The organism is Sulfitobacter sp. M368 (assembly GCF_025141875.1).
In the GTDB taxonomy this organism is placed as follows: domain Bacteria; phylum Pseudomonadota; class Alphaproteobacteria; order Rhodobacterales; family Rhodobacteraceae; genus Sulfitobacter; species Sulfitobacter mediterraneus_A.
In genome coordinates this window covers 1945378-1968532 of record NZ_CP081113.1, presented here as the reverse complement: position 1 = coordinate 1968532, position 23155 = coordinate 1945378, and the positions used below count along the sequence as shown (strand labels likewise).

General features: G+C 58.3%; 24 protein-coding genes. 15 read left to right on the top strand and 9 right to left on the bottom strand.

What is annotated here, in order from left to right:
* The first annotated feature begins 81 nt into the window (after positions 1 to 81).
* Complete coding sequence (locus K3754_RS09885) at positions 82 to 303, top strand: hypothetical protein (RefSeq protein WP_259936898.1); 222 nt, start codon at positions 82 to 84, stop codon at positions 301 to 303.
* 231 nt (positions 304 to 534) lie between these two features.
* The gene (locus K3754_RS09880; protein ID WP_259936897.1) at positions 535 to 1011 is read left to right on the top strand and encodes a hypothetical protein; all 477 of its coding nucleotides are present in this window, start codon (positions 535 to 537) and stop codon (positions 1009 to 1011) included.
* A 61-nt stretch (positions 1012 to 1072) separates the two neighbouring features.
* Here the strand turns inward: K3754_RS09880 and speB are convergent, their stop codons facing one another.
* Entirely contained in the window at positions 1073 to 2032 is a 960-nt protein-coding gene (gene speB, locus K3754_RS09875) for an agmatinase (protein ID WP_259943309.1), read from the bottom strand.
* A gap of 145 nt (positions 2033 to 2177) precedes the next feature.
* Here speB and guaB point away from each other — a divergent pair, with 145 nt between their 5' ends.
* The 3 genes from guaB (at position 2178) to K3754_RS09860 (ending at position 7243) form a co-directional block, all read left to right on the top strand.
* On the top strand, positions 2178 to 3626 hold the full coding sequence (gene guaB / locus K3754_RS09870; RefSeq protein WP_203212131.1) for an IMP dehydrogenase: 1449 nt from the start codon (positions 2178 to 2180) through the stop codon (positions 3624 to 3626).
* A gap of 50 nt (positions 3627 to 3676) precedes the next feature.
* Complete coding sequence (locus K3754_RS09865; protein WP_259936895.1) at positions 3677 to 4837, top strand: RsmB/NOP family class I SAM-dependent RNA methyltransferase; 1161 nt, start codon at positions 3677 to 3679, stop codon at positions 4835 to 4837.
* 165 nt (positions 4838 to 5002) lie between these two features.
* Entirely contained in the window at positions 5003 to 7243 is a 2241-nt protein-coding gene (locus K3754_RS09860; protein ID WP_259943305.1) for an ATP-binding protein, read from the top strand.
* A gap of 16 nt (positions 7244 to 7259) precedes the next feature.
* On the opposite strand, the gene K3754_RS09855 is transcribed toward K3754_RS09860, so the two are convergent.
* A complete protein-coding gene (locus K3754_RS09855) occupies positions 7260 to 7853 on the bottom strand; it encodes a gamma-glutamyl kinase (protein ID WP_259936894.1) in 594 nt (197 codons plus the stop codon).
* Positions 7854 to 8055: 202 nt separating this feature from the next.
* Here K3754_RS09855 and recA point away from each other — a divergent pair, with 202 nt between their 5' ends.
* The 3 genes from recA (at position 8056) to K3754_RS09840 (ending at position 12218) form a co-directional block, all read left to right on the top strand.
* On the top strand, positions 8056 to 9120 hold the full coding sequence (gene recA, locus K3754_RS09850; protein ID WP_203211215.1) for a recombinase RecA: 1065 nt from the start codon (positions 8056 to 8058) through the stop codon (positions 9118 to 9120).
* Positions 9121 to 9267: 147 nt separating this feature from the next.
* Positions 9268 to 11925 (top strand): alanine--tRNA ligase, encoded by a 2658-nt coding sequence (gene alaS / locus K3754_RS09845; RefSeq protein ID WP_259936892.1) that lies wholly within the window; start codon positions 9268 to 9270, stop codon positions 11923 to 11925.
* Between the two features lie 5 nt (positions 11926 to 11930).
* The gene (locus tag K3754_RS09840) at positions 11931 to 12218 is read left to right on the top strand and encodes a DUF1330 domain-containing protein (protein ID WP_203211217.1); all 288 of its coding nucleotides are present in this window, start codon (positions 11931 to 11933) and stop codon (positions 12216 to 12218) included.
* Between the two features lie 97 nt (positions 12219 to 12315).
* On the opposite strand, the gene typA is transcribed toward K3754_RS09840, so the two are convergent.
* From typA to K3754_RS09825, 3 genes are all read right to left on the bottom strand, one after another.
* Complete coding sequence (typA, locus tag K3754_RS09835; RefSeq protein ID WP_259936891.1) at positions 12316 to 14133, bottom strand: translational GTPase TypA; 1818 nt, start codon at positions 14131 to 14133, stop codon at positions 12316 to 12318.
* 172 nt (positions 14134 to 14305) lie between these two features.
* Entirely contained in the window at positions 14306 to 14641 is a 336-nt protein-coding gene (locus K3754_RS09830; protein ID WP_203211219.1) for a multidrug efflux SMR transporter, read from the bottom strand.
* A 1-nt stretch (position 14642) separates the two neighbouring features.
* Positions 14643 to 15113, bottom strand: a complete 471-nt coding sequence (locus tag K3754_RS09825; RefSeq protein ID WP_203211220.1) for an Lrp/AsnC family transcriptional regulator — start codon at positions 15111 to 15113, stop codon at positions 14643 to 14645.
* Between the two features lie 119 nt (positions 15114 to 15232).
* Between K3754_RS09825 and K3754_RS09820 the strand changes: the two genes are divergently transcribed.
* Together K3754_RS09820 and K3754_RS09815 are read left to right on the top strand one after the other, a co-directional pair.
* Positions 15233 to 15436: a DUF6356 family protein gene (locus tag K3754_RS09820; protein ID WP_203211221.1), complete on the top strand. Its 204-nt coding sequence runs from the start codon at positions 15233 to 15235 to the stop codon at positions 15434 to 15436.
* A 5-nt stretch (positions 15437 to 15441) separates the two neighbouring features.
* Complete coding sequence (locus K3754_RS09815) at positions 15442 to 16254, top strand: class II glutamine amidotransferase (protein WP_259936889.1); 813 nt, start codon at positions 15442 to 15444, stop codon at positions 16252 to 16254.
* Positions 16255 to 16289: 35 nt separating this feature from the next.
* On the opposite strand, the gene K3754_RS09810 is transcribed toward K3754_RS09815, so the two are convergent.
* The 4 genes from K3754_RS09810 to K3754_RS09795 form a co-directional block, all read right to left on the bottom strand.
* Complete coding sequence (locus K3754_RS09810) at positions 16290 to 17504, bottom strand: NADP-dependent isocitrate dehydrogenase (RefSeq protein ID WP_203211223.1); 1215 nt, start codon at positions 17502 to 17504, stop codon at positions 16290 to 16292.
* A gap of 139 nt (positions 17505 to 17643) precedes the next feature.
* Positions 17644 to 18243 (bottom strand): HD family hydrolase, encoded by a 600-nt coding sequence (locus K3754_RS09805; protein WP_259936887.1) that lies wholly within the window; start codon positions 18241 to 18243, stop codon positions 17644 to 17646.
* Positions 18240 to 18476 (bottom strand): hypothetical protein, encoded by a 237-nt coding sequence (locus tag K3754_RS09800; RefSeq protein ID WP_203211225.1) that lies wholly within the window; start codon positions 18474 to 18476, stop codon positions 18240 to 18242. Before K3754_RS09800 ends, K3754_RS09805 begins: the two co-directional genes overlap by 4 nt.
* Positions 18476 to 19129, bottom strand: coding sequence for an alpha/beta hydrolase (locus tag K3754_RS09795; protein ID WP_025046267.1), 654 nt, complete (start codon positions 19127 to 19129; stop codon positions 18476 to 18478). Before K3754_RS09795 ends, K3754_RS09800 begins: the two co-directional genes overlap by 1 nt.
* A 176-nt stretch (positions 19130 to 19305) precedes the next feature.
* Here K3754_RS09795 and K3754_RS09790 point away from each other — a divergent pair, with 176 nt between their 5' ends.
* From K3754_RS09790 to K3754_RS09770, 5 genes are all read left to right on the top strand, one after another.
* Positions 19306 to 19767 (top strand): Rrf2 family transcriptional regulator, encoded by a 462-nt coding sequence (locus tag K3754_RS09790; RefSeq protein WP_025046268.1) that lies wholly within the window; start codon positions 19306 to 19308, stop codon positions 19765 to 19767.
* 100 nt (positions 19768 to 19867) lie between these two features.
* The gene (locus tag K3754_RS09785) at positions 19868 to 20908 is read left to right on the top strand and encodes a cysteine desulfurase family protein (protein WP_259936882.1); all 1041 of its coding nucleotides are present in this window, start codon (positions 19868 to 19870) and stop codon (positions 20906 to 20908) included.
* 35 nt (positions 20909 to 20943) lie between these two features.
* Complete coding sequence (gene sufB / locus K3754_RS09780) at positions 20944 to 22467, top strand: Fe-S cluster assembly protein SufB (RefSeq protein WP_203212133.1); 1524 nt, start codon at positions 20944 to 20946, stop codon at positions 22465 to 22467.
* Positions 22464 to 22823 (top strand): DUF4175 domain-containing protein, encoded by a 360-nt coding sequence (locus K3754_RS09775; protein WP_259936880.1) that lies wholly within the window; start codon positions 22464 to 22466, stop codon positions 22821 to 22823. Before sufB ends, K3754_RS09775 begins: the two co-directional genes overlap by 4 nt.
* Positions 22820 to 23134 (top strand): heavy metal-binding domain-containing protein, encoded by a 315-nt coding sequence (locus tag K3754_RS09770; protein ID WP_025046272.1) that lies wholly within the window; start codon positions 22820 to 22822, stop codon positions 23132 to 23134. Before K3754_RS09775 ends, K3754_RS09770 begins: the two co-directional genes overlap by 4 nt.
* Positions 23135 to 23155: the final 21 nt, after the last annotated feature.

Sequence of the window (23155 nt, the reverse complement as noted above, 5' to 3'; positions counted from 1 at the left end):
ATTTCAGCGCCGCGCTGATTGCCGCGACCCTGCTGCCAATGCAATCCGTGGCAGCGCTGGTTGCCCTTTTCCCATCGGCAAATGATCCGGGCACAGCGCTGGTACGCCAGATTTGGCCGCTGGTCGCTGCTGGGCAGTTCGCTGCCGATTGTGGGCGATCCGCTGACCCTTATGGCCAGGGTGATGCGCACGCCGCTGCCGGGGTTTATGTTGCTGGTGACCCCTGGCCAAGGGCGGCAGATACCAGGCCCTGACCGCTGCTACATTGGCTTGGAAGTAGGGCATCTAAACGGGCCCGCTTAAGCGTGTCTTCACACCCATAGCGGTCTGCAACCCTATTCGCGATTGATTGCGCCGCTCTCAGCTATACAAGGAGGTTTTTATCACTATTCTGCCAACCTTTGGCGAAAAAGAAGGACATGTTCGATGATTGCAAGATACAAGGCGTTGCTTCTGTTCCTTTACTTGCTTCCCTGCACAGCCACGTGGGCTGACCCAATTGGCAGAGACTGGTCCAAGCTCGGATCTCTCACCATGCCAAGTTGGCAAACGGTCAATGACCCCTTGGTGGAGAGCGTCTATGACAGGCAAACCACTTTGAACAAAGGCCGTAGGCTCACCATTCATGAGCTTATGCCAAAGGGAAACTCAGGCCCAAACTGGCGAAAACGCCATTGGATCGTTATCATCGAAGACAGCCCGCGCTCGGTGCAGGCGGTGATGGCCAGCTTTGTCAAACGGATTGGGAAAAACTGTTCGGGAAAAGTCTCTTACGCTGACTTCAAAAGACCCCGTGGCGCTTGGCTCTATGTTATTCAGTGCGGGAAGCTCAAAGGTGAAAACCTTGGGCAGGTCTCAATGATCTGGCTGAACAAAAAACGTGGGCACATGGTTAGGGTCTCGGAAGACTGGCGCGGTAAGCCATTTGACCCAGACGGCGCAAACAAATTCTGGAATGAAAATGAGCTTCAGAAGGCAATCTCATTACTTGCTCAGAACAGGATGAAGTGACCGGCCGATCAAGAGCATACCAACCTGGCTTTCTTGTTCGTCCCGATCCTGGTCTCCCGCTCTAAAACTGGCTCCGCTCATGAAAGATAAAGCCCAGAAAATTCAGCAAAATCTGCGCCGCGAGGATCGTGGTGCTGCCCGATTGGTCGTAATCCGGCGCCACCTCGACCAGATCAATGCCGACAATCTCATGCCTTTGAGCTGCCGCCTGCAGCAGCTCAAGTACCTCATAGTATAGAAACCCACCGTGGGATGGCGTGCCCGTGCCCGGCGCGATAGAGGGGCAGAAGGCGTCAATATCGATGGTCACATAAAGCCGCGCCCCTGCGGGCACATGTCCAAGCACCCCGCGCGGCCCCAACTCGCGGGCCTGCCGCACCGAGATGATATCGGACCCCATGGCGCGGGCGTCGTCATAGCCTTCTTTCGAGGTGGAACTGACATTGCGAATGCCCACCTGCGTCAAACCCGTCACATAATCCTTTTCCGCTGCCCGCCGCATCGGGTTGCCGTGTCCATGCCGCACCCCGTGGCGCACATCGACAAAATCCAGATGCGCATCGATTTGCAGGATGTGGATGTCGCCCTGATCGTCAAAGGCACGGATACAGGGGATGTTCACCGAATGATCACCGCCGATGACCACGGGCAGGGCGCCCGCCGCCAATATCGCCCGCACGCCAATTTCGATGTTCCGGTGGCTGGCCTCGGTGTCGGTGTGCACGATATCTGCATCACCGATATCGACGATGTTCACATCGCCGGGCAGATAGGTCACGTCGTCCTCATGGTCATAGGCGCCGGCATGGCCAAAGCTGAACAGGGTCGAAGCCTCACGCACCCCGCGCGGACCAAACCGCGCCCCTGAACGCCACTGCGTGCCCGCATCAAACGGCGCACCCAGCACGGCCACATCCGCATCCAGCGCTTCCCAATCAGGCTCATATGGGCGCTTGCCAAAGGTCGAAATGCCCACAAATGGCAGGTTCAACCTGCCCGCATCATATCCGTGTTCTGCCATATTGCCCCCTTTGCCCGGATCATTGACCAGCACGCCCAACCACGCAAGCACCTTGCACGTGATCAAGGGCGCAATTGCCCCTTTCCAATTGTGGCCATCCGTGAAATAGCAAACCGCCAAATGAACCCATGACCCGAGGTGTATGATGGAGATTCGTGAGGCCCTGACCTTTGATGATGTGCTGCTTGTTCCGGGGGCGTCCTCCGTTCTGCCTTCCACGGCGGATACACGCACATTTGTGACCAAATCCATTGCGCTGAACATTCCGCTGCTCAGCTCCGCGATGGACACCGTGACCGAAAGCCGGATGGCCATTGCCATGGCGCAGGCCGGGGGCATGGGCGTGCTGCACCGCAATCTCGATATCGAACAGCAGGCACGCGAGGTGCGCCGTGTCAAACGTTTCGAAAGCGGGATCGTCTACAACCCGATTACCTTGACCCCCGATCAGACATTGGCCGACGCCAAAGCCTTGCAGGAACGCTACAACGTCACCGGTTTTCCGGTGGTGGATGGCTCTGGCCGGGTTGTCGGGATCGTGACCAACCGTGACATGCGCTTTGCCTCCGATGACAAGACCCCGGTCAGCGTCATGATGTCCACGGACAACCTTGCCATTTTGCACGAACCGGCGGACCGTGAAGAGGCCATCAGCCTGATGAAATCGCGCCGCATCGAAAAACTGCTGGTGACGGACAAAGATGGCAAGCTCACGGGTTTGCTGACCTTGAAAGACACCGAACAGGCGGTCCTGAACCCAACCGCCTGCAAGGACAATCTGGGCCGTCTGCGCGTGGCGGCGGCAACCACTGTTGGCGATGCAGGCTTTGAACGCTCGCAGGCGCTGGTCGAGGCGGGTGTGGATATGATCGTGATCGACACCGCACATGGCCATTCCGAAGGGGTGGCCCATGCCGTGACCCGCGCCAAGGCCCTGAGCAACGAAGTGCAGGTGGTCGCGGGCAACGTTGCAACGGGTGCCGCAACACGGGCGCTGATTGATGCGGGCGCGGATGCGATCAAGGTCGGCATCGGACCCGGCTCGATCTGTACCACCCGTATGGTGGCCGGTGTGGGTGTGCCCCAGTTGACCGCGATCATGGATTGCGCCGCGGCGGCTGGCGACATTCCGGTGATCGCCGATGGCGGCATCAAGTTCTCCGGCGATTTTGCCAAGGCGATTGCGGCGGGCGCGTCCTGTGCCATGGTCGGTTCGATGATCGCGGGCACCGATGAAAGCCCCGGAGAGGTGATCCTTTACCAGGGCCGCAGCTTCAAAAGCTATCGCGGCATGGGATCACTTGGCGCGATGGCGCGTGGATCAGCGGATCGCTATTTCCAGAAAGACGCCGCCAGCGACAAACTGGTGCCCGAAGGCATCGAAGGGCAGGTGCCTTACAAGGGCAGCGCGGGCGCGGTTGTGCACCAGTTGGTTGGCGGCCTTCGCGCGGCGATGGGTTACACAGGTTGTGCGACCGTGGCGGAGATGCGCAAGGATTGCAGCTTTGTTCGGATCACCGGCGCTGGCCTGAAAGAAAGCCATGTCCATGACGTTCAGATCACCCGAGAGAGTCCGAACTACCGGATTGGATAAACACTTATGAACAGCAACTTATCACGCAAATTTAAGGTAGTGATTGCGCCATGACACCGGGTGCACGGGTTGCTGCTGCGATCGAAATACTGGGGGATATGGCCGATGGGCTGGCGGCCGAACAGGCGCTGACCCGCTGGGCGCGGCGCAGCCGTTTTGCCGGGTCAAAAGACCGTGCCGCGATCCGCGATCACGTGTTTGATGTGCTGCGCTGCCGACGCACTGCGGCGCACTACGGTCAAGGCGATACCCCTCGGGCCTTGATGATCGGCGTCCTGCATCAACAGGGTGCAAAACTGGATGATCTTTTTACCGGCGATGGCCATGCGGCTGCGCCGCTGTCGGACCACGAACGGATGTTCCCGGATCCCCCGACGGATCAGGCTATGACATGGAACCTGCCCGATTGGCTGATACCTGCTTTTGTATCCTCGCTTGGCGAAACGGCAGATCAGGTGGCCATTGCCCTGCAAGACCGGGCACCGGTTTTTCTTCGGGTCAACAGCCTCAGGACCAGCCGTGAACAGGCACGGGCATCACTGGCCGCTGAAGGTGTTGACACCGCTGATAACCCCCTGTGCGACACGGCCCTGACTGTCATCGACGGCGCGCGCAAGATCCGCAATTCCAATGCCTACCTCCAAGGACATGTCGAACTGCAGGACGCCGCCAGTCAGGCGGTTGTGGCAGCACTGCCCGCAGCTGGCCGCGTTCTCGATTATTGCGCAGGGGGCGGCGGCAAGGCCCTGGCGATGGCAGCAGACCCGGATCGCAAGATTTTTGCCCATGATATTGACCCGCGCCGTATGGCCGATTTGCCGGGGCGGGCGGAACGTGCGGGCGCTGAAATCAAGACTTTAACCACCGAACAAACTGTTCAATCCGAAAAGTTCGACGTGGTCCTGTGCGACGCGCCTTGCTCGGGCTCCGGCGCATGGCGGCGGGCGGCAGAAGGCAAATGGACCCTTTCGGCGGACCAACTGGCGAGGCTCAACCAAACCCAGGACGATATTCTGGACAAGGCGGCGGCATTGACGTCCTCCGGCGGCCTGTTGGCCTATGCCACCTGTTCGGTCTTGCGGGCCGAAAACGAAGACCGGGTCGAGGCGTTTTTGGCGCGGCATCCGCGCTGGTCCATGACCTATTCCCGCCGGTTTGACCTTGGTCCAGACGGCGATGGGTTCTACACAGCACACTTGACGCAAGATTAATTGACACGGTATGCAACTCAGGGGTGCATAATGAGCGATAGTTAATCGTCGATTAACTCTTCGTGCCCCTAATGCGAGCGGAACTCGTTTGGGGGGACTGGCTTGAATACCGCTAAACCGCAATTGGATCCAACGGAACCGCCGCCCACGGCGGGCCGGATCAGGATGTTTGTTGTGCTGTCCGTGTTGCTGGCTGTATTGGCCGTGATCGCGCCGCACCGCATCGCGACATTGTGTTTGCTCACGGCTGCAACGACGATATTGGCCTTTGCCTGCCTGCGTGCCTATCGGGATGCCCGCCGGATGAAAAAGGACGTTGGCAAGGTCAATATCGTGGCTGATTTTATCGCCAATGACACGGTGGCCAGTCTTGTCACCACGCGGGATGGAACTGTCACGCTGCAAAACGCTGCCGCAACGCGCATGTTCAAGAACGACGATAATGTCACGCTTGCCAATGTCTTGTCCGGCACTTTTGCCAGCCCGCAGGCCATTTTGTACCGCCTGCAATCGCGTGCAACCGTCACCGGAACCGCCCATGAGGATATCGTAACCAAAACCGGCCATATGCGCATCGGCGTCCATGATATCGGGCAGGGCGGTCTGGTCTGGCGCATTGATCAGATACCGGACCGCACACCGCCACGCCAACCCCAAGAAGGCCAGCAATTGCCGATGGTTATGGTGGGACGCACCGATGCAATCCTGTTCATGAACGATGCCGCGCGGCGGCTGGTGGGCGGGCGTGTCAAATCGCTTGACCGGATGTTCACGCGGCTGCCTTTGCTGCCCGGCACACAGGCCGAGATTACCACCGCAGACGGTCCGCAAAAGGCGCTTGTTGCTGAGATCCAGGCCGGGGCAGGCCGACGGGCGATCTATCTTTTGCCGCCGCCCGATGTGCTGCAAACCGGCGAACAGGGATGGCAGGCTTTCCATGATCTGCCCGTTCCGATGATCAAGGTCGCCCCGGACGGGGCCGTCCAATCTTTCAACAAAATGGCCAAGACACTGGTCGGTGTGAATCTGTCCGAAACCGCGCATCTGTCTGATTTGATGGAAGGGTTAGGGCGCTCCATCACCGATTGGCTGAACGACACTTTGGCCGGTCGCAAGGTGCAAAAATCCGAATTTTTGCGGCTTCGGCGCGAGGACAAGGAGGTTTTTGTGCAAGTCGTGCTGAACCCGATCAACGAAGACGGCAACCCCGCATTGATCGCGGTCATGCATGACGCGACTGAGCTGAAATCATTGGAGGCGAAGTTTGTACAAAGTCAGAAAATGCAAGCGATCGGACAACTTGCGGGCGGCGTTGCGCATGACTTCAATAACCTTCTGACCGCGATCTCTGGCCATTGTGACCTGCTGCTGTTGCGCCATGATCAGGGCGACAGTGATTATGGTGATCTTGTCCAGATCAGCCAGAACGCCAATCGTGCCGCCGCATTGGTCGGGCAATTGCTGGCCTTCTCGCGCAAACAGACCCTGCGGCCCGAGACGTTGGATATGCGCGATACTTTGGCCGATCTGACCCATCTGTTGAACCGACTGGTGGGCGAAAAGGTCACGCTCACGCTCAGCCATGATCCGGTTTTGCAACCCATTCGGGCGGACAAAAGGCAGTTGGAACAGGTGCTTATGAACCTTGTGGTCAATGCCCGTGATGCCATGCCCGAGGGCGGAGAAATTCGGATTGTTACCGAATCCATCACCCTCAAAGATCCGCTGCTCCGCGATCAGGTTTCCGTGCCGCCAGGCCAATATGTCACCGTCAAAGTCATCGACGAGGGGTCAGGCATTGCGCCCGACAAACGTGACAAGGTGTTTCAACCGTTCTTCACAACCAAACGCACGGGCGAGGGAACGGGCCTTGGCCTGTCCACGGCTTACGGCATCGTCAAACAATCGGGCGGCTTCATCTTTGTCGATTCCATTGTCGGCAAAGGCACAACCTTTGCGCTCTATTTCCCGGTTCTGGATCTGCCCGCCACGGTGCAGCCCGCAGCGGCAGCCAAATCGCTACCTCAGCGGGCCCAGACCGAAGATGGCGTTATCTTGCTGGTCGAAGACGAGGCGCCGGTGCGGGCCTTTGCCAGCCGCGCCTTGCGTTTGCGTGGCTATACCGTGCTTGAGGCCGATTGTGCCGAGGCCGCGCTTAAAACCCTCGAAGATGCGAGCCTGAGCATTGATGTCTTTGTGACAGACGTGGTGATGCCGGGCATGGACGGGCCAAGCTGGGTGCGCGAAGCGCTGAAAGTGCGGCCAGACGTGCGGGTGGTCTTTGTGTCAGGCTATGCCGAGGACAGCCTTGCGGAGGCGCAGACAAAAATCCCCAACTCCGTGTTCCTCCCCAAACCCTTTTCACTGAGCGAGCTGACAGACACGGTGGGGCAGCAACTGCACTGACGCCAAGGGCCAGAAATCACGATATCGAATCGTAAAGCAGAAATTCCTCCGCACATTTGCGGCGCAGCCGGTCTTCGACCGATGTGGACAGATGTAACTGCATCGGAGGAGAGACATTGAGCTGCTGCAGATCAAGACGCACCTCAAGCCGATCTTGCAGAAAGGCCTGCAACCGGTCTTGATCCTCATAGCGGAACAAATGGCTGATCCCGGTGCCATTCGGCTGTGATTTCAAAAAGTTAGCTTGACTTCCAACATCGGCAAACCCCGGCTTTTTGCCCTTGAGATAGCCCAAAACGAAGTCATCAAAACTGATTCCCGCCGTGCTGTTGGGCTTGCCCGCCATAAAGGGACGCTGGCGATAACGGTACCAACTGCCCAGCCACGATACCGGCTCCCGCATGACCGCCATCAATTCAAGCTCAACTCCGCACACCTTGTCAAACATCGGCCGAAAGAACCGGTTGTAGCGATAAACCGGCGCATGCTTCAGCATCGGCGGATCCGAAACCACCATATCCGCCCGATCCGCCAAAGCCGCCTGATAGGCCGTTGTCCCGGTTTTGGGAACAGACAAAAACGCCAGACGTTCTTTAACAAAAACAAGCACTTTCGGCTCTCCACTTCGCAAATCAGATCATTCAATCAGATGTAAACTACTCCTTAACCAAAGTCGGAAAAAGATAGCAAAGCAAAGAAATTGATTGAAATGTTCTCTTTTTGGTCCCATATGGAACATTAGCAGAACAAAACAGGGTGGCCGGTCAGCGATTGCGGCAGGCAGGCCACTATGACACTAAGGGGCTAGGCAAATGGCAACGGCAGATCTTTTGACAATGGACAATAAGAAATCAGCGGAAAAGCAAAAGGCGCTGGACAGCGCCCTGGCACAGATTGAGCGGCAATTTGGCAAAGGCTCAATCATGAAATTGGGCGCTGAGGGCGCCGTTCAGGACATCACAGCCAGCTCCACCGGCTCGCTTGGTCTCGACATCGCGCTCGGCATTGGCGGTCTGCCGATGGGGCGGATCATTGAAATTTACGGGCCGGAAAGCTCCGGTAAAACGACATTGACCCTGCACTGCGTGGCAGAGCAGCAAAAGAACGGCGGCGTCTGTGCTTTTGTGGATGCGGAACACGCGCTGGATCCGCAATACGCCCGCAAGCTGGGCGTCGATATTGACGAGCTGTTGATTTCGCAGCCCGACACCGGTGAACAGGCGCTTGAGATCACTGATACGCTGGTGCGCTCCGGTGCGGTGAACATGGTCGTGGTGGATTCTGTGGCCGCCCTGACCCCAAAATCCGAACTTGAGGGTGACATGGGCGACAGCTCTGTTGGTGTGCAGGCTCGCTTGATGAGCCAGGCAATGCGTAAATTGACCGGTTCTATCTCGCGCTCCAACTGCATGGTGATCTTCATCAACCAGATCCGGATGAAGATCGGCGTGATGTTCGGCTCTCCCGAAACCACGACAGGTGGCAACGCGCTGAAGTTCTATTCCTCCGTCCGTCTGGACATCCGCCGCATTGGCGCATTGAAAGACCGCGACGAGGTTGTCGGCAACGCCACCCGCGTCAAGGTCGTGAAAAACAAGGTTGCACCGCCGTTCAAACAGGTCGAATTCGACATCATGTATGGCGAAGGCATCTCCAAGATGGGCGAACTGCTGGATCTGGGCGTTAAGGCAGGCGTGGTCGATAAATCCGGCTCGTGGTTCTCTTACGGGGATGAACGGATCGGGCAGGGCCGCGAAAACGCCAAGACCTTCCTCAAGGAAAATGAGGCAATGGCCCGCGAGATCGAGGATAAAATCCGCGCCGCCCATGGGCTGGATTTCGAGGGCTCCGAAAACGACGATATCCTCGAAGCCTGAGGCAAAGCGCGGGCCGGACCGTGCATCATATTTTGCAAGAAGGGCGCAGCATTGAGTTGCGCCCTTTTTTCATGGGTGGCCCTGTGGACAGCCCTCCCTTGCGCGGCTATTTGAAAAGGAAGATTTTTGCCCCGGAAGGCCTGACCCATGAAGACGTTGAACGAGATCCGCTCCACCTTTTTGTCCTATTTCGGCAAACAGGGCCACGCGATTGAGCCATCCGGCCCATTGGTGCCGCGCAACGACCCGACTTTGATGTTTGCAAACTCCGGCATGGTGCAGTTCAAGAACCTCTTTACCGGGGTTGAAACGCGCGACTATGTCCGTGCCACCACCGCGCAAAAATGTGTGCGGGCAGGGGGCAAACACAACGATCTGGACAATGTCGGCTACACCGCCCGCCACCACACCTTCTTTGAAATGCTCGGCAACTTCAGCTTTGGCGACTATTTCAAGGCCGAGGCCATCGCCTTTGCCTGGGAATTATTGACCAAGGACTTTGGCATCGACGCCTCGCGCCTGTTGGTCACGGTGTACCACACCGACGATGAGGCCGCCGAGATCTGGAAGAAGGTCGCCGGCCTGCCCGATGACCGGATCATCCGCATCGCCACCGACGACAACTTCTGGCGTATGGGACCAACCGGACCCTGCGGCCCCTGCACCGAGATTTTCTATGACCACGGCGATCACATCCCTGGCGGCCCTCCCGGCACACCAGAGGAAGACGGCGACCGGTTCATCGAGATCTGGAACATCGTTTTCATGCAGAACGAACAATTTGAAGACGGCTCCATGAAGCCGCTCGCGATGCAGTCGATCGACACCGGCATGGGGCTGGAACGGATTGGCGCATTGTTACAGGGCCAACACGACAATTACGAGACCGACACCATGCGCGCCCTCATTGAGGCCAGCGGCAATGCGCTGCACATGGATCCGTTCACCAGCGGCAACGTGCATCACCGTGTGATCGCTGATCACCTGCGATCCACCTCCTTCCTGATTGCCGATGGCGTGATGCCCTCCAACGACGGACGCGGCTATGTCCTCCGCCGGATCATGCGCCGCGCCATGCGTCATGCGCATCTGCTCGGAGCAAAAGACCCGCTGATGCATCAACTGGTTCCCGCATTGGTAAGCCAGATGGGCTCGGCCTATCCAGAGCTTGGACAGGCGCAGGCACTGATCACCGAGACCCTGATGCTCGAAGAGACCCGCTTCAAACAAACGCTTGAGCGCGGTTTGAAACTGCTCGAAGACGAGGTAAGCACCTTGGAAGAGGGCGCCGCCTTGCCGGGCGCGGCAGCGTTCAAACTGTATGACACCTACGGCTTCCCGCTGGATCTGACCCAAGATGCCCTGCGCGAACAGGGCCGCGCTGTGGACACAGACGGGTTTGACACCGCAATGGCCGAGCAGAAAGCCAAGGCGCGCGCAGCATGGTCCGGTTCGGGCGAAGCGGCAGATGCCACGGTTTGGTTCGATGTGGCGGACAAACACGGCACCACGGATTTCCTCGGCTATGACACCGAAACCGCCGAGGGCCAGATCGCTGCGATTGTGCAAGGCAGCGATCTGACCGAGAAGGCAGGCAAAGGCGACACAGTGCAAATCGCCCTGAACCAGACCCCATTCTATGCAGAATCCGGTGGTCAGGTGGGTGACAGCGGCACAATCCGCACCGAAACGGGCCGGGTAGAGATCACCGATACCCGCAAAACCGCCGGCGTTTTCTCCCATATAGGCAAGGTTTTAGAAGGCGAAGTTGAAGTCGGTCAAGCCGCCGTTCTCGAGGTGGATCACAGCCGCCGGACCGCCATCCGCGCCAATCACTCCGCCACGCACCTGCTGCATGAAGCCCTGCGCGGCGCATTGGGCGATCACGTCTCGCAGCGCGGCTCGCTCAATGCCGCTGACCGGCTGCGCTTTGACTTCTCCCATGCCAAGGCGCTCAGCCCGGAAGAGCTATCTGGCGTGGAACGCGAAGTGAATGACTACATCCGCCAGAACACACCGGTGGAAACCCGCATCATGACACCGGACGATGCCCGCGCTCTCGGCGCGCAGGCGCTCTTTGGTGAGAAATACGGCGACGAGGTGCGCGTGGTCTCCATGGGGCGGCAAGACGGCTCCGGCAAAGGCACGGACAAATCCACCTATTCACTGGAGCTTTGCGGCGGCACCCATGTGCGCCAGACCGGCGATATCGGCGCCTTTGTCCTCTTGGGCGACAGCGCCAGCAGCGCCGGCGTGCGCCGCATCGAAGCCCTGACCGGGGCCGAGGCGTTGAACTGGCTGCGCGATCAACAGGCCGCGCTCTCCCGCGTCGCAGAAACCCTCAAAACAGCCACAACAGATGTGCCAGACCGCGTCCGCGCCCTGATGGATGAACGCAAGGCGCTGTCCAACGAGGTGGCGCAGCTGCGCCGCGAATTGGCGATGTCCGGCGGCGGCAGCGCAGCACCAGACGTGCGCGAGGTCAATGGCGTCAAATTCATCGCCCAGGTGCTCAGCGGTGTTACCGGCAAGGATCTTCCTGCGCTGGTTGATGAACACAAGGCTCAGCTGGGCTCCGGCGCAGTGCTGCTGATTGCCGACGCGGGCGGCAAGGCGGCTGTGGCCGCAGGCGTTACCGATGATCTCAAGGGCGAACTGTCTGCCGTTGATCTGGTCAAGGCGGCAGTGGCCGAATTGGGCGGCAAGGGCGGCGGTGGCCGCCCCGATATGGCACAAGGCGGCGGCAAAAGCGCCGACAACGCGCAAGCGGCCATCGCCGCTGCCGAAAACACAATAAAAGGATAAGACCCATGGGCGCACTTTGGATTGCACATGTCACCGTCACCGACGAAGAGGCATACAAGAAATACGCCGCAGGCGCGACCGTCGCCATTGCCGAACACGGGGGCGAGTTTATCGCCCGTGGCGGCCGTTTCGTTCAGCTTGAAGGCAAGGAACGGCCGCGTAATGTCGTGGCCCGGTTCCCCGACGTGGAAACCGCAGAAAAATGTTACCACTCAGAGGCTTATCAGGCGGCACTGAACCATGCCCGCGGCGCTTCGGAGCGCGAGCTGATGATCATCGAGACCAACGAATAACGCCTGTCTCCAACCTTTCTGGCCTTAAATACTCCGGGGGGTGCGGGGGGCTGGCCCCCCGCTGCGGTCCGGTCGCATCAAGCGACCGGAACCTGATTTAGCCCGCTTTTGCCATGCGCTTGCGCTCATGGGGATCCAGGTAACGCTTCCGCAGACGGATCGCATTTGGCGTCACTTCCACCAGCTCATCATCGTCGATATAGGCAATCGCCTCTTCCAGCGACAGGATCTTTGGCGTGGTCAGGCGCACCGCTTCATCGGTGCCAGAGGCCCGCACGTTGGTCAGCTTTTTACCCTTCAGCGGGTTCACTTCCAGATCGTTCTCGCGCGAATGCTCGCCAATGATCATGCCGGTGTACACATCGGCCTGTGCACCGATCATCATCTTGCCGCGCTCTTCGAGGTTCCAAAGGGCAAAGGCCACCGATGTGCCGTTTTCCATGGAGATCAGAACACCTGCACGGCGGCCCGGAATTGGCCCCTTGTGCGGTGCCCATTCGTGGAACACCCGGTTGATCACGCCCGTGCCGCGCGTGTCGGTCAGAAACTCACCGTGATAACCGATCAAGCCACGCGATGGCACATGGGCCACGATGCGGGTCTTGCCGGCGCCGGCTGGTTTCATCTCGACCAGCTCACCCTTGCGCACGCCGGTGATCTTTTCGATCACGGCGCCGGAATATTCGTCATCCACGTCGATGGTGGCCTCTTCAATCGGCTCATGGCGAACCCCATCAATTTCGCGGAACAGAACCTGTGGACGCGAGATCGACAGTTCAAAGCCTTCGCGGCGCATGTTTTCGATCAGAACGCCCATCTGCAATTCGCCGCGGCCCGCAACCTCAAAGGCATCGCCGCCCGGCGTGTCGCTGATCTTGATCGCGACGTTTGATTCCGCTTCCTTCAACAGACGTTCACGGATCACGCGGGACTGCACTTTCTTGCCGTCACGGCCCGCCAGCGGGCTGTCGTTGATGCCAAAGGTCACGGTGATGGTGGGCGGGTCAATCGGCTGCGCCGGGATCGCCTCACTGACCGATTGGTCGGCCAATGTGTCGGCCACGGTGGCTTTGGTCATCCCAGCAATGGAGACAATATCGCCCGCTTCGGCCACATCGATTGCGGTTTGATCCAGACCACGGAACGCCAGAATCTTGGTGCAACGGAAGTTTTCGATCAAGGAGCCATCACGTGACATCGCCTTGATTGTTTGGCCGGCTTTCAACGTGCCTGATTCAACACGCCCCGTCAGCAACCGCCCCAGGAACGGATCACCGCCCAGAGTTGTTGCGAGCATGGTAAACGGCTTGTCGGTTTCGCTGATCTGCTTGGGGGCAGGGACGTGATCCAGGATCAACTGGAACAGATCGTCCAGACCCTCGCGTTTGCCGTCAAGTTCGTGATCGGCCCAACCGGCGCGACCGGAGGCGTACATCGTCGGGAAATCCAGCTGTTCGTCTGTCGCATCAAGGCTGGCAAAAAGGTCAAAACATTCGTCCAGCGCCCGGTCCGGTTCGCCATCCGGCTTGTCGACCTTGTTGATCACAACGATCGGTCGCAGACCCAGCTTGAGCGCCTTGGAGGTCACAAATTTGGTTTGGGGCATCGGGCCTTCAGCCGCATCCACCAGCAGGACAACACCGTCCACCATCGACAGGATCCGCTCAACCTCGCCGCCAAAGTCGGCGTGGCCGGGGGTGTCCACGATGTTGATACGTGTGCCTTTCCATTCGACCGAAGTCGGCTTGGCAAAGATCGTGATGCCGCGTTCGCGCTCCAGATCGTTGCTGTCCATGGCCCGTTCGGTGGTGGCCTGGTTTTCACGGTAGGTACCGGATTGTTTCAGAAGCTCGTCCACCAGCGTGGTTTTGCCGTGGTCAACGTGAGCGATGATTGCGATATTGCGCAGGTCCATGGGATCAGCCTTTGTGTCAAAGTTGCTGCCCCCTAACGTGCAGGCGGGACAAAGGCCAGCCCAAAAGCGGATCACTCGGCGGGCTGTTGCCCGCTGTCATCCACTTGCCGCAGCGTCATAGCGCAACGGGCCTTTCACAACGCGGCCCGGCGGCCCGACGGTCCTGCGCGGTTCAGTGGGTTTGACTGCCGGAAAACAGATGGATCACAACGATGCCAGAGATGATCAGGCCCAGCCCCAAGATCGCGGGCAGATCCAGCTTCTGACCAAACAGGACAAAGCCGATCCCCGCGATCAGGACAATCCCGAGGCCAGACCAGATCGCATAGACAATGCCCACTGGCATCACCTTGAGCGCCAGCGCCATGAAATAGAACGACAGCCCGTAAAACAGCACGACCGCCACCGATGGCCAGAACCGCGAAAATTGTTGAGAGGCTTGCAGTGCGGTGGTGCCAAGGGTTTCGGTAACGATGGCAACAATCAGCCATATATAGTGAACGGGCATGTCAAATCCTTCTAAGCACGGGCAGTTGCGTGGTTTCCTTGATCTCTTCCATCACAAAACTGGCCGAGACATCGGACAATGGCACCTTGCGGATCAGCGCCTGATAAAGACGATCGTAATCCGCCATATCCGCCACGCGGGCCCGTATCAGATAGTCCAGATCCCCGGTCATCCGGTACACACCCAGGATCTCCGGCATGCCAAGGGTGGCCTTGGAAAAGGTATCCAGCCAATCGGGCGCATGGGCGTTGGTGCGGATCTGCATGAATACCGTCAGACCAAGGTTGAGTTGCACCGGATCGAGCAGCGTCACCCGCGACCGGATCAGCCCGCTGTCTTCCATGGCCTTGATCCGGCGCCAGCAGGCATTGCGCGACAGGCCAACGACCTCACCCAGTGATTCCAGTGATTTGCCCGCATCGCGTTGCAATTCGGCAAGTATTCTCCGGTCTATGTCGTCAATTGATCCCATAAATCCGAGTATCACGGGAAAATTTCACGTGATCAAGAAAATTGGCGCAGACTTTGGGAAAAATGCACAGGCCACTGCGGTTACATTGGGCAAACGCAAATTCAACGTGGAGCCCCCTCATGATCGCACGTCTTTTCCTCGACCATCCGGCCAAAGTGGATGAAACTTTCCTTGAACATATGCTCTTCGCACTGAAATTCTCTGGCCTGCTGTTCGCTGCGGCGGGTGCGGCGCTGATCCACGCCTTTGTGCCTGCCTTGTGTGAAAAGACCGCCAGCGGGATCATCAAGACGCTCTATGAGCGCACCTGCAACCGGGGCTGATCTCTATGTGCAGATGGGCGGCGTGGCAGGGCAAACCCCTGTTTCTAAGCGAAATCCTGACCGCCCCGGATCATTCCTTGATCCAGCAGTCCCGCGAGGCCAGCAAATGCAAAACCGCGATCAACGCGGATGGTTTCGGGCTGGCCTGGTATGACCAACATCCCAATCCCGGCCTTTACCGGGATGTCTATCCGGCCTGGTCGGATGCAAACCTGAAATCATTGGCCGAACAAGTGCGCGCGCGTCTGTTTCTGGCCCATGTTCGCGCCTCGACCGGAACCGCGACCAGCCGCAACAACTGCCATCCCTTTGTGCAGGGCAAGTGGTCTTTCATGCACAACGGGCAAGTGGGCGGCTTTGACAGCTTTCGCAAGGACGCCGACATGATGATCCCTGACGCGCTTTATGCCCATCGCAAGGGCGCCACCGACAGCGAAGCGTTGTTTCTGGTGGCCTGCGGCATGGGGTTGGACCACGACCCAAAAGCCGCCATGCAAGCCGCCGTTGGCGCGTTTGAGGCCCGTTCCCTGCGATCAGGGCAGGGGCCACATATGCGCATGGCGGCAGGGTTCTCGGACGGGGTAACGCTTTACGCACTGCGCTATGCCTCCGACGATCTTGCCCCGTCGATGTTTTATCAGTGGAATGATGACTGGCAGGGCTGGTCGGTGGTCTCAGAACCCTACGACACAGCCTTCGGCAATTGGATCGAAGTGCCCAAGGGCAGCTTTTGCCGGTTCACCGCCACAGAGGTCAAGATTGAGCCTTTTGCGCCCATCTACGCGCAGGCCCAAACGCCGGAACTGCGTGCCGTCTGAACGATAAGGGCCGCAACTCTGCGGCCCATTGTTTCTTACCCTGCCAACGCCTTGCTCAGGTTTTCGTCGATTTTCTCTAGGAACCCCATGGTGGTCAGCCACCCCTGATCCGGGCCAACGAGCAGGGCCAGATCCTTGGTCATCTGCCCGCTTTCGACGGTGTCCACGACCACCCGCTCGAGCGTTTCGGCAAAGTTGGTCAGAGCCGCGTTGTCGTCCAGCTTGCCGCGATGCTTGAGGCCGCCGGTCCAGGCGTAGATCGACGCGATGGAATTGGTGGAGGTTTCTTCCCCCTTTTGGTGCTGGCGGTAATGGCGCGTCACTGTGCCATGCGCCGCCTCGGCTTCAACGATTTTTCCGTCGGGGGTCATCAACTGCGAAGCCATCAACCCAAGCGAGCCAAAGCCCTGGGCAACGGTGTCCGATTGCACATCGCCATCGTAGTTCTTGCAGGCCCAGACAAAGCCGCCGTTCCATTTCATCGCGCAGGCAACCATGTCGTCGATCAGGCGATGCTCATAGGTGATGCCCTTTTCCTTGAACTGGGCCTCGAACTCTTCTTCATAGACCTTCTGGAACAACTCAAGAAAGCGGCCATCGTATTGTTTCAAAATGGTATTTTTGGTGGACAGATAGACCGGCCACCCAATATTCAAACCATAGTTCAATGAGGCACGCGCAAAATCAATGATCGAACTGTCGAGGTTGTACATCCCCATGTAAACACCGGAAGAAGGGGCGTCATAGACCTCCTGCTCCATCACCGTACCGTCCTCACCGACAAATTTCATCGTCAGCTTTCCGGGGCCGGGGAATTTCATGTCGGAGGCGCGGTATTGATCGCCAAAGGCATGACGCCCGATGACAATCGGCTTGGTCCAACCGGGCACAAGGCGCGGCACGTTCTTGCAGATGATCGGCTGGCGGAACACCACACCGCCAAGAATGTTGCGAATTGTGCCATTGGGCGAACGCCACATCTTCTTGAGGCCAAATTCCTCTACCCGAGCCTCATCGGGTGTGATGGTCGCGCATTTGACACCGACACCATACTTCTTGATCGCCTCTGCGGCATCAATGGTGATCTGGTCTTCGGTCTCGTCGCGGGCTTGAATGCCAAGGTCATAATACTTCAGATCCACATCCAGATAGGGCGTGATCAGCTTTTTCTTGATGAAATCCCAGATGATCCGGGTCATTTCGTCACCATCAAGCTCGACGATGGGGTTTTCTACCTTAATCTTCGTCATGGATCGGTTCCTTTGGTATTGGGTATCTTTGAGGCAGGCCATAGCCCAGAATGCCGTGCAGGGGAAGTCTGTATACCTTTGTATACCGCGCAATCCAACCGATCTTGTTCATCATTCGGCAAAAGATCAGGGACAGATGTTATCTGTCCAACGCCGCAAAAAACACCGCGATGCGCTGCTTGGCATAGTCCCACAAGCGCGGGGCACCTATGGCAATTTTGCTGCCGACGCGCTCGGCGATTTGGTCTTGGGTGACGTTGAACTCGGTCCAGCTACCGCCACCCGATTGCAGGTTTTGCATAGGCGGCTGAAACCGGTCGAGAGATTTGGCAAATTGCGCAGATGGGCTTTGCGCCGCTTCGAACTCTTCCCAGATGGCGCGCAACTCATCGCGCAAATCGTCCGGCAACAGCCCAAAAATCCGGTCCGCCGCAGCCTGTTCCAAGGCTTCCATCTGTGCAATGTCGTGATCGCCAAAAATTGGATTGTCGCCTGCGTCAATCTCAACCAAATCATGCAAAATCAACATCTTGATGACCAAGTTTAAATCAACATCCGGGCCGGCCTGATCTGCCAGCACCAACGCGTAAAGGGTCAGATGCCACGAATGTTCCGCCGAATTTTCGTAGCGCGAGTTGTCACAAAGCTCGGTCGCGCGGATCGTGTTCTTGAGCTTATCCGCCTCGTTGAGGAAGGCAATCTGCCGGTCCAGCCGGGAAAGGCCACCGCCGTCTTTCACGAACCGCCCGCGGCGCGATGCGCCTTGAGTTTCTGCGCCAGAAACGACCGGCCTTTATCATTTGCCATCCGGGTTCGGATCGCGGTCAAAAATGCCTCTTCAAGGGTCTGGGAGGAGGCACCAAGCACGGTGCCCACCTCCATAAACAACCGGTCTTCACCGATCTCGTTTTGAACCGCGAGGCATTCTTCGGCCAGTTTGTTGGCCATTTCGATGACGACGGGATCTGCCATCAGCGTGTGGTCTCGGTCAGGCGGCGTTTGACGTAATCCGTGGTCGAGGTGATCAACGTATCCATATGCGGCTCTTCAAAGAAGTGGCCCGCGCCCTCGACCTCCTGGTGGGTGATGGTGATGCCCTTCTGCTCATGCAGCTTGTTCACCAGATTGACCGTATCAGGTGGCGGCGCGACACGGTCGGCGGTGCCGTTGATGATCAGACCCGAAGACGGGCAGGGCGCCAGAAAGCTGAAGTCATACATGTTCGCAGGCGGCGCGACCGAGATAAACCCGGTGATTTCGGGCCGGCGCATCAAAAGTTGCATACCGATCCAGGCCCCAAAGGAGAAACCGGCAACCCAGCAATGCTTGGAATTGTTGTTCATTGACTGAAGGTAATCCAACGCCGAGGCCGCATCCGACAGCTCGCCAATGCCCTGGTCATATTCGCCCTGGCTGCGCCCGACACCGCGGAAGTTAAACCGCAACACGGTGAAACCCATGTTGTAGAAGGCATAATGCAGGTTGTAGACCACTTTGTGGTTCATGGTTCCGCCAAACTGCGGATGCGGATGCAGGACGATCGCAATGGGTGCGTCACGTTCTTTTTGGGGGTGGTAGCGGCCTTCGAGGCGGCCTTCTGGTCCGGGGAAAATGACCTCTGGCATGAGCGTCCCTGTCTGGATGGTTCAAAGCGGCCCGCGAATAGTTGACAAATTCGCTAAGGCTCCTTAGAACGGTTCTAATCTTGTGCCCGAGCGCTATTCACGCGGGCCAGTCTAAGCGTTTATGCATTTTCATGCGCCCGCGTCAATCAAAGCGGGTGCAAATTGGGGGGTCAGCGATGAAGCTGTCAACAAAAGGCCGCTATGCGATGGTCGCCCTTGCCGATATTGCCCTTCAGCCGGAAGGGGCTTTGGTGTCGCTGGGCGATATTTCCGAGCGCCAGTCGGTCTCGCTGCCCTACCTTGAGCAATTGTTTGTGAAGCTGCGCCGTGCCGAACTGGTCACGTCGGTGCGCGGACCGGGGGGTGGCTACCGGCTGGCGCGGCCCACATCGGAGATCCGGGTGGTGGATATTCTGGCCGCCGTGGATGAAACCGTTGACGCGATGCACAAAGGTGCAGGCGCATCGGGCGGGTCGTCAGGCAGCCGCGCACAATCCTTGACCAACCGTCTTTGGGAAGGTTTGAGCGCCCATGTTTACGTCTTCTTGCATCAAACCCGCCTGTCGGATGTGATCTCCAACGAATTGGTCCCCTGTCCGGCTGTACCGAACCTGTTTGCCGTGGTGGACGAGCCATGAGCCGTTATCAAAAGGCCGCGCAAGCGCGACATGATTTTAAAGGGAATGAGGGACGCTGTCCCTCAAACTCCCTGGAGATATTTGAGGCCAAAAAGAAAACATGAGGGTCTATCTGGATCATAATGCCACCACCCCCGTGCGGGCAGAGGCCCGTGCGGCGATGATTGCGGCAATGGATGTGGTGGGCAATCCATCATCGGTGCATGCCGAGGGCCGCGCGGCGAAGGCACTGGTGGAAAAGGCGCGGGCGCAGGTGGCTGCGGCGATGGGCGCGGAAGGGGCGGATATCGTCTTTACCTCCAGCGCAACCGAGGCGGCGGCATTGGCGATGCGCGGGCGTGAATTGGCTGGCGCAGCGATTGAGCATGACGCGGTGCGGGCTTGGCTTGGCGGGGATCTGCAGGTGAACGGTGATGGGCATGTCCAGATCGCCGATCCCGCGCATTCGACCCTGCAATTGGCCAATTCCGAAACCGGTGTGCTACAGGATCTGCCTGCTGGGCTTGCTCTGAGTGATATGACGCAGGCCTTTGGCAAGATACCGGTGGACTTTATCGGCTCCGCTGTGCGCATGGCGCTGGTCTCGGCTCATAAACTCGGCGGGCCAAAGGGCATCGGCGCATTGGTGTTGCGGCGCGGCCAAGAGGTGCCGGCACAGATCAAGGGCGGCGGGCAGGAAATGGGCCGGCGGTCGGGTACCGAGAACATCATCGGCATGGCCGGATTTGGCGCAGCAGCCGAGGCCGCAGCGCGGGATGTGGCCAATGGTCGCTGGGAAGAAATTGCCCAATTGCGCGATATTCTACAGCAGGCTCTTGAGGCTGGCGAAAACAAGACTATTTTTGTCGGGAAAGACGCGGCGCGACTTCCCAATACGCTATGCATGCTAACCCCCGGCTGGAAAGGCGAAACACAGGTCATGCAGATGGATCTGTCAGGATTTGCGATCTCTGCCGGCTCGGCCTGTTCCAGCGGCAAGGTGCGTGCAAGTGCTGTCTTGCGGGCGATGGGCTTTGATGACACTCAGGCCGCGAGCGCGATCCGCGTTTCGCTGGGTCTGGAGACGACACAAGATGACGTGCTGCGGTTTGCGGACAGCTGGACGGCGAAACTGAAAAAACACGAGCAACGGGCCGCCTGAACGCGCCTTCGGAAAGGAACAAGACCTTGGATACTGTGACCCTGAACGAGAACGATGGCGTCAAAGAGGGCGTCGATCAGGAGACCGTGGATGCCGTGCGCGAAGTGGGCGGCAAGTATAAATATGGCTGGTCCACGGACATCGAGATGGAATATGCGCCCAAGGGTCTGACCCCCGACATCGTGCGCCTGATCTCCGAGAAAAACGAAGAGCCGGAGTGGATGACCAACTGGCGGTTAGAAGCCTATGAGCGCTGGTTGACCAAAACCGAGCCGGACTGGGCGATGGTGGATTATCCCGAGATCGATTTTCAGGATCAATATTATTACGCTCGTCCCAAAAGCATGGCCGAAAAGCCGAAGTCTTTGGATGATGTAGACCCCAAGCTTTTGGAAACATACAAGAAACTTGGCATTCCGCTGAAAGAACAGATGATCCTTGCCGGTGTCGAAGGCGCCGAGGATGCGCCTGCGGAGGGCCGCAAGGTTGCTGTAGATGCGGTGTTTGATTCCGTATCCGTTGGCACCACCTTTCAGGAAGAACTGAAGAAAGCGGGCGTGATCTTCTGCTCCATCTCTGAGGCCATTCGCGAACATCCCGAACTGGTGAAAAAATACCTCGGCACAGTGGTTCCGGTTTCTGACAATTTTTATGCGACGCTGAACTCTGCCGTGTTCTCGGACGGATCTTTCGTCTATGTGCCGCCCGGTGTGCGCTGCCCGATGGAACTGTCGACATATTTTCGCATCAATGCCGAAAACACCGGCCAGTTCGAGCGCACGCTGATCATCGCCGACAAGGGATCCTATGTGTCCTACCTTGAGGGCTGCACCGCGCCGCAGCGCGATGAAAGCCAGCTGCACGCTGCCGTGGTCGAGATCATCATCGAAGAAGACGCCGAGGTGAAATATTCCACCGTTCAGAACTGGTATCCCGGTGATGAAAACGGCAAGGGCGGCATCTATAACTTTGTCACCAAACGCGCCGATTGCCGGGGTGATCGGGCCAAGGTGATGTGGACGCAGGTTGAAACCGGCTCTGCGGTGACGTGGAAGTATCCAAGCTGCATTCTGCGCGGCGACGACAGCCAGGGTGAGTTTTATTCCATCGCCATCGCCAACAACATGCAGCAGGCCGACACCGGCACCAAGATGATCCATTTGGGCAAGCGCACCAAATCGCGGATCGTCTCCAAGGGGATCAGCGCGGGCAAGGCGCAGAACACCTATCGCGGGCTGGTGTCCATGCACCCCAAGGCCAAGGATTCGCGCAACTACACCCAGTGCGACAGCTTGCTGATTGGCGATCAATGCGGGGCGCATACGGTGCCCTATATCGAGGTCAAGAACAACAGCAGCCGGGTTGAGCATGAGGCGACGACCTCCAAGGTGGATGATGACCAGATGTTCTATTGCCGCTCGCGCGGGATGGACGAGGAAGAGGCGGTTGCACTGGTCGTGAACGGGTTCTGCAAGGACGTTTTGCAGGCCCTGCCGATGGAATTTGCAATGGAAGCGCAGGCGCTTGTGGCGATCTCTCTGGAAGGGTCTGTGGGGTGATGAATCAACCGTCGAACCACACCAGATTGCATGCAGATGCAGGTCCGGGGCTGGCGCAGACGCCGGTTCTGGGTGCGCTGAGCTTGTTTGTTCTGGTCGGTTTGGGGGGGATGTTCTGCGCCGCCTGGTTTGGCTTGCCGCAGCCCGGTTTCTGGGGCGCGGCGGGCGCTGTGGTGGTCGCGATTTTCTGGATCGCAATCAAAGGTTGGCGCAGGCGTCATTTGCAGGCGCGTGGCGAAGCGCTTCAAGCGCAGCTGCACGAATTGAAACAAGAAGAATTTCGTCTGAAATACGCTCAGGCGCAGCAAGATGGAGAGATCCCTTTTGCCGCCAACGGCAAGGAGAGTGATACGTGATCCTTACAACAACCAATTCGGTCGAGGGCCGCAGCATCGCCGCCTATCGCGGCATTGTCGTGGGCGAGGCGATTATGGGGGCCAATATCGTGCGCGATATGTTTGCGCGGGTCACGGACATCGTGGGTGGCCGCTCCGGCCAGTATGAAACCAAGTTGCGCGATGCGCGCGAAACCGCGATGTCAGAGCTGGAAGACGAAGCCAGATCCAAAGGCGCAGATGCGGTTGTGGGCATTGACATTGATTATGAGATTATTTCGGACAGCATGATGATGGTGTCCGTCTCGGGAACAGCTGTCAGCCTAAGCTGACACATGAAGAATTAGCCGTAA

Coding starts and splice junctions, on each gene's coding strand:
- K3754_RS09885 (WP_259936898.1), top strand. CDS start 82: ATGATCCGGGCACAGCGCTGGTACGCCAGATTTGGCCGCTGGTCGCTG.
- K3754_RS09790 (WP_025046268.1), top strand. CDS start 19,306: ATGAAGCTGTCAACAAAAGGCCGCTATGCGATGGTCGCCCTTGCCGAT.
- K3754_RS09880 (WP_259936897.1), top strand. CDS start 535: ATGCCAAGTTGGCAAACGGTCAATGACCCCTTGGTGGAGAGCGTCTAT.
- K3754_RS09785 (WP_259936882.1), top strand. CDS start 19,868: ATGAGGGTCTATCTGGATCATAATGCCACCACCCCCGTGCGGGCAGAG.
- K3754_RS09815 (WP_259936889.1), top strand. CDS start 15,442: ATGTGCAGATGGGCGGCGTGGCAGGGCAAACCCCTGTTTCTAAGCGAA.
- K3754_RS09795 (WP_025046267.1), bottom strand. CDS start 19,129: ATGCCAGAGGTCATTTTCCCCGGACCAGAAGGCCGCCTCGAAGGCCGC.
- K3754_RS09810 (WP_203211223.1), bottom strand. CDS start 17,504: ATGACGAAGATTAAGGTAGAAAACCCCATCGTCGAGCTTGATGGTGAC.
- K3754_RS09825 (WP_203211220.1), bottom strand. CDS start 15,113: ATGGGATCAATTGACGACATAGACCGGAGAATACTTGCCGAATTGCAA.
- recA (WP_203211215.1), top strand. CDS start 8,056: ATGGCAACGGCAGATCTTTTGACAATGGACAATAAGAAATCAGCGGAA.
- alaS (WP_259936892.1), top strand. CDS start 9,268: ATGAAGACGTTGAACGAGATCCGCTCCACCTTTTTGTCCTATTTCGGC.
- K3754_RS09830 (WP_203211219.1), bottom strand. CDS start 14,641: ATGCCCGTTCACTATATATGGCTGATTGTTGCCATCGTTACCGAAACC.
- K3754_RS09800 (WP_203211225.1), bottom strand. CDS start 18,476: ATGGCAGATCCCGTCGTCATCGAAATGGCCAACAAACTGGCCGAAGAA.
- K3754_RS09840 (WP_203211217.1), top strand. CDS start 11,931: ATGGGCGCACTTTGGATTGCACATGTCACCGTCACCGACGAAGAGGCA.
- speB (WP_259943309.1), bottom strand. CDS start 2,032: ATGGCAGAACACGGATATGATGCGGGCAGGTTGAACCTGCCATTTGTG.
- K3754_RS09820 (WP_203211221.1), top strand. CDS start 15,233: ATGATCGCACGTCTTTTCCTCGACCATCCGGCCAAAGTGGATGAAACT.
- K3754_RS09860 (WP_259943305.1), top strand. CDS start 5,003: ATGTTTGTTGTGCTGTCCGTGTTGCTGGCTGTATTGGCCGTGATCGCG.
- guaB (WP_203212131.1), top strand. CDS start 2,178: ATGGAGATTCGTGAGGCCCTGACCTTTGATGATGTGCTGCTTGTTCCG.
- K3754_RS09865 (WP_259936895.1), top strand. CDS start 3,677: ATGACACCGGGTGCACGGGTTGCTGCTGCGATCGAAATACTGGGGGAT.
- typA (WP_259936891.1), bottom strand. CDS start 14,133: ATGGACCTGCGCAATATCGCAATCATCGCTCACGTTGACCACGGCAAA.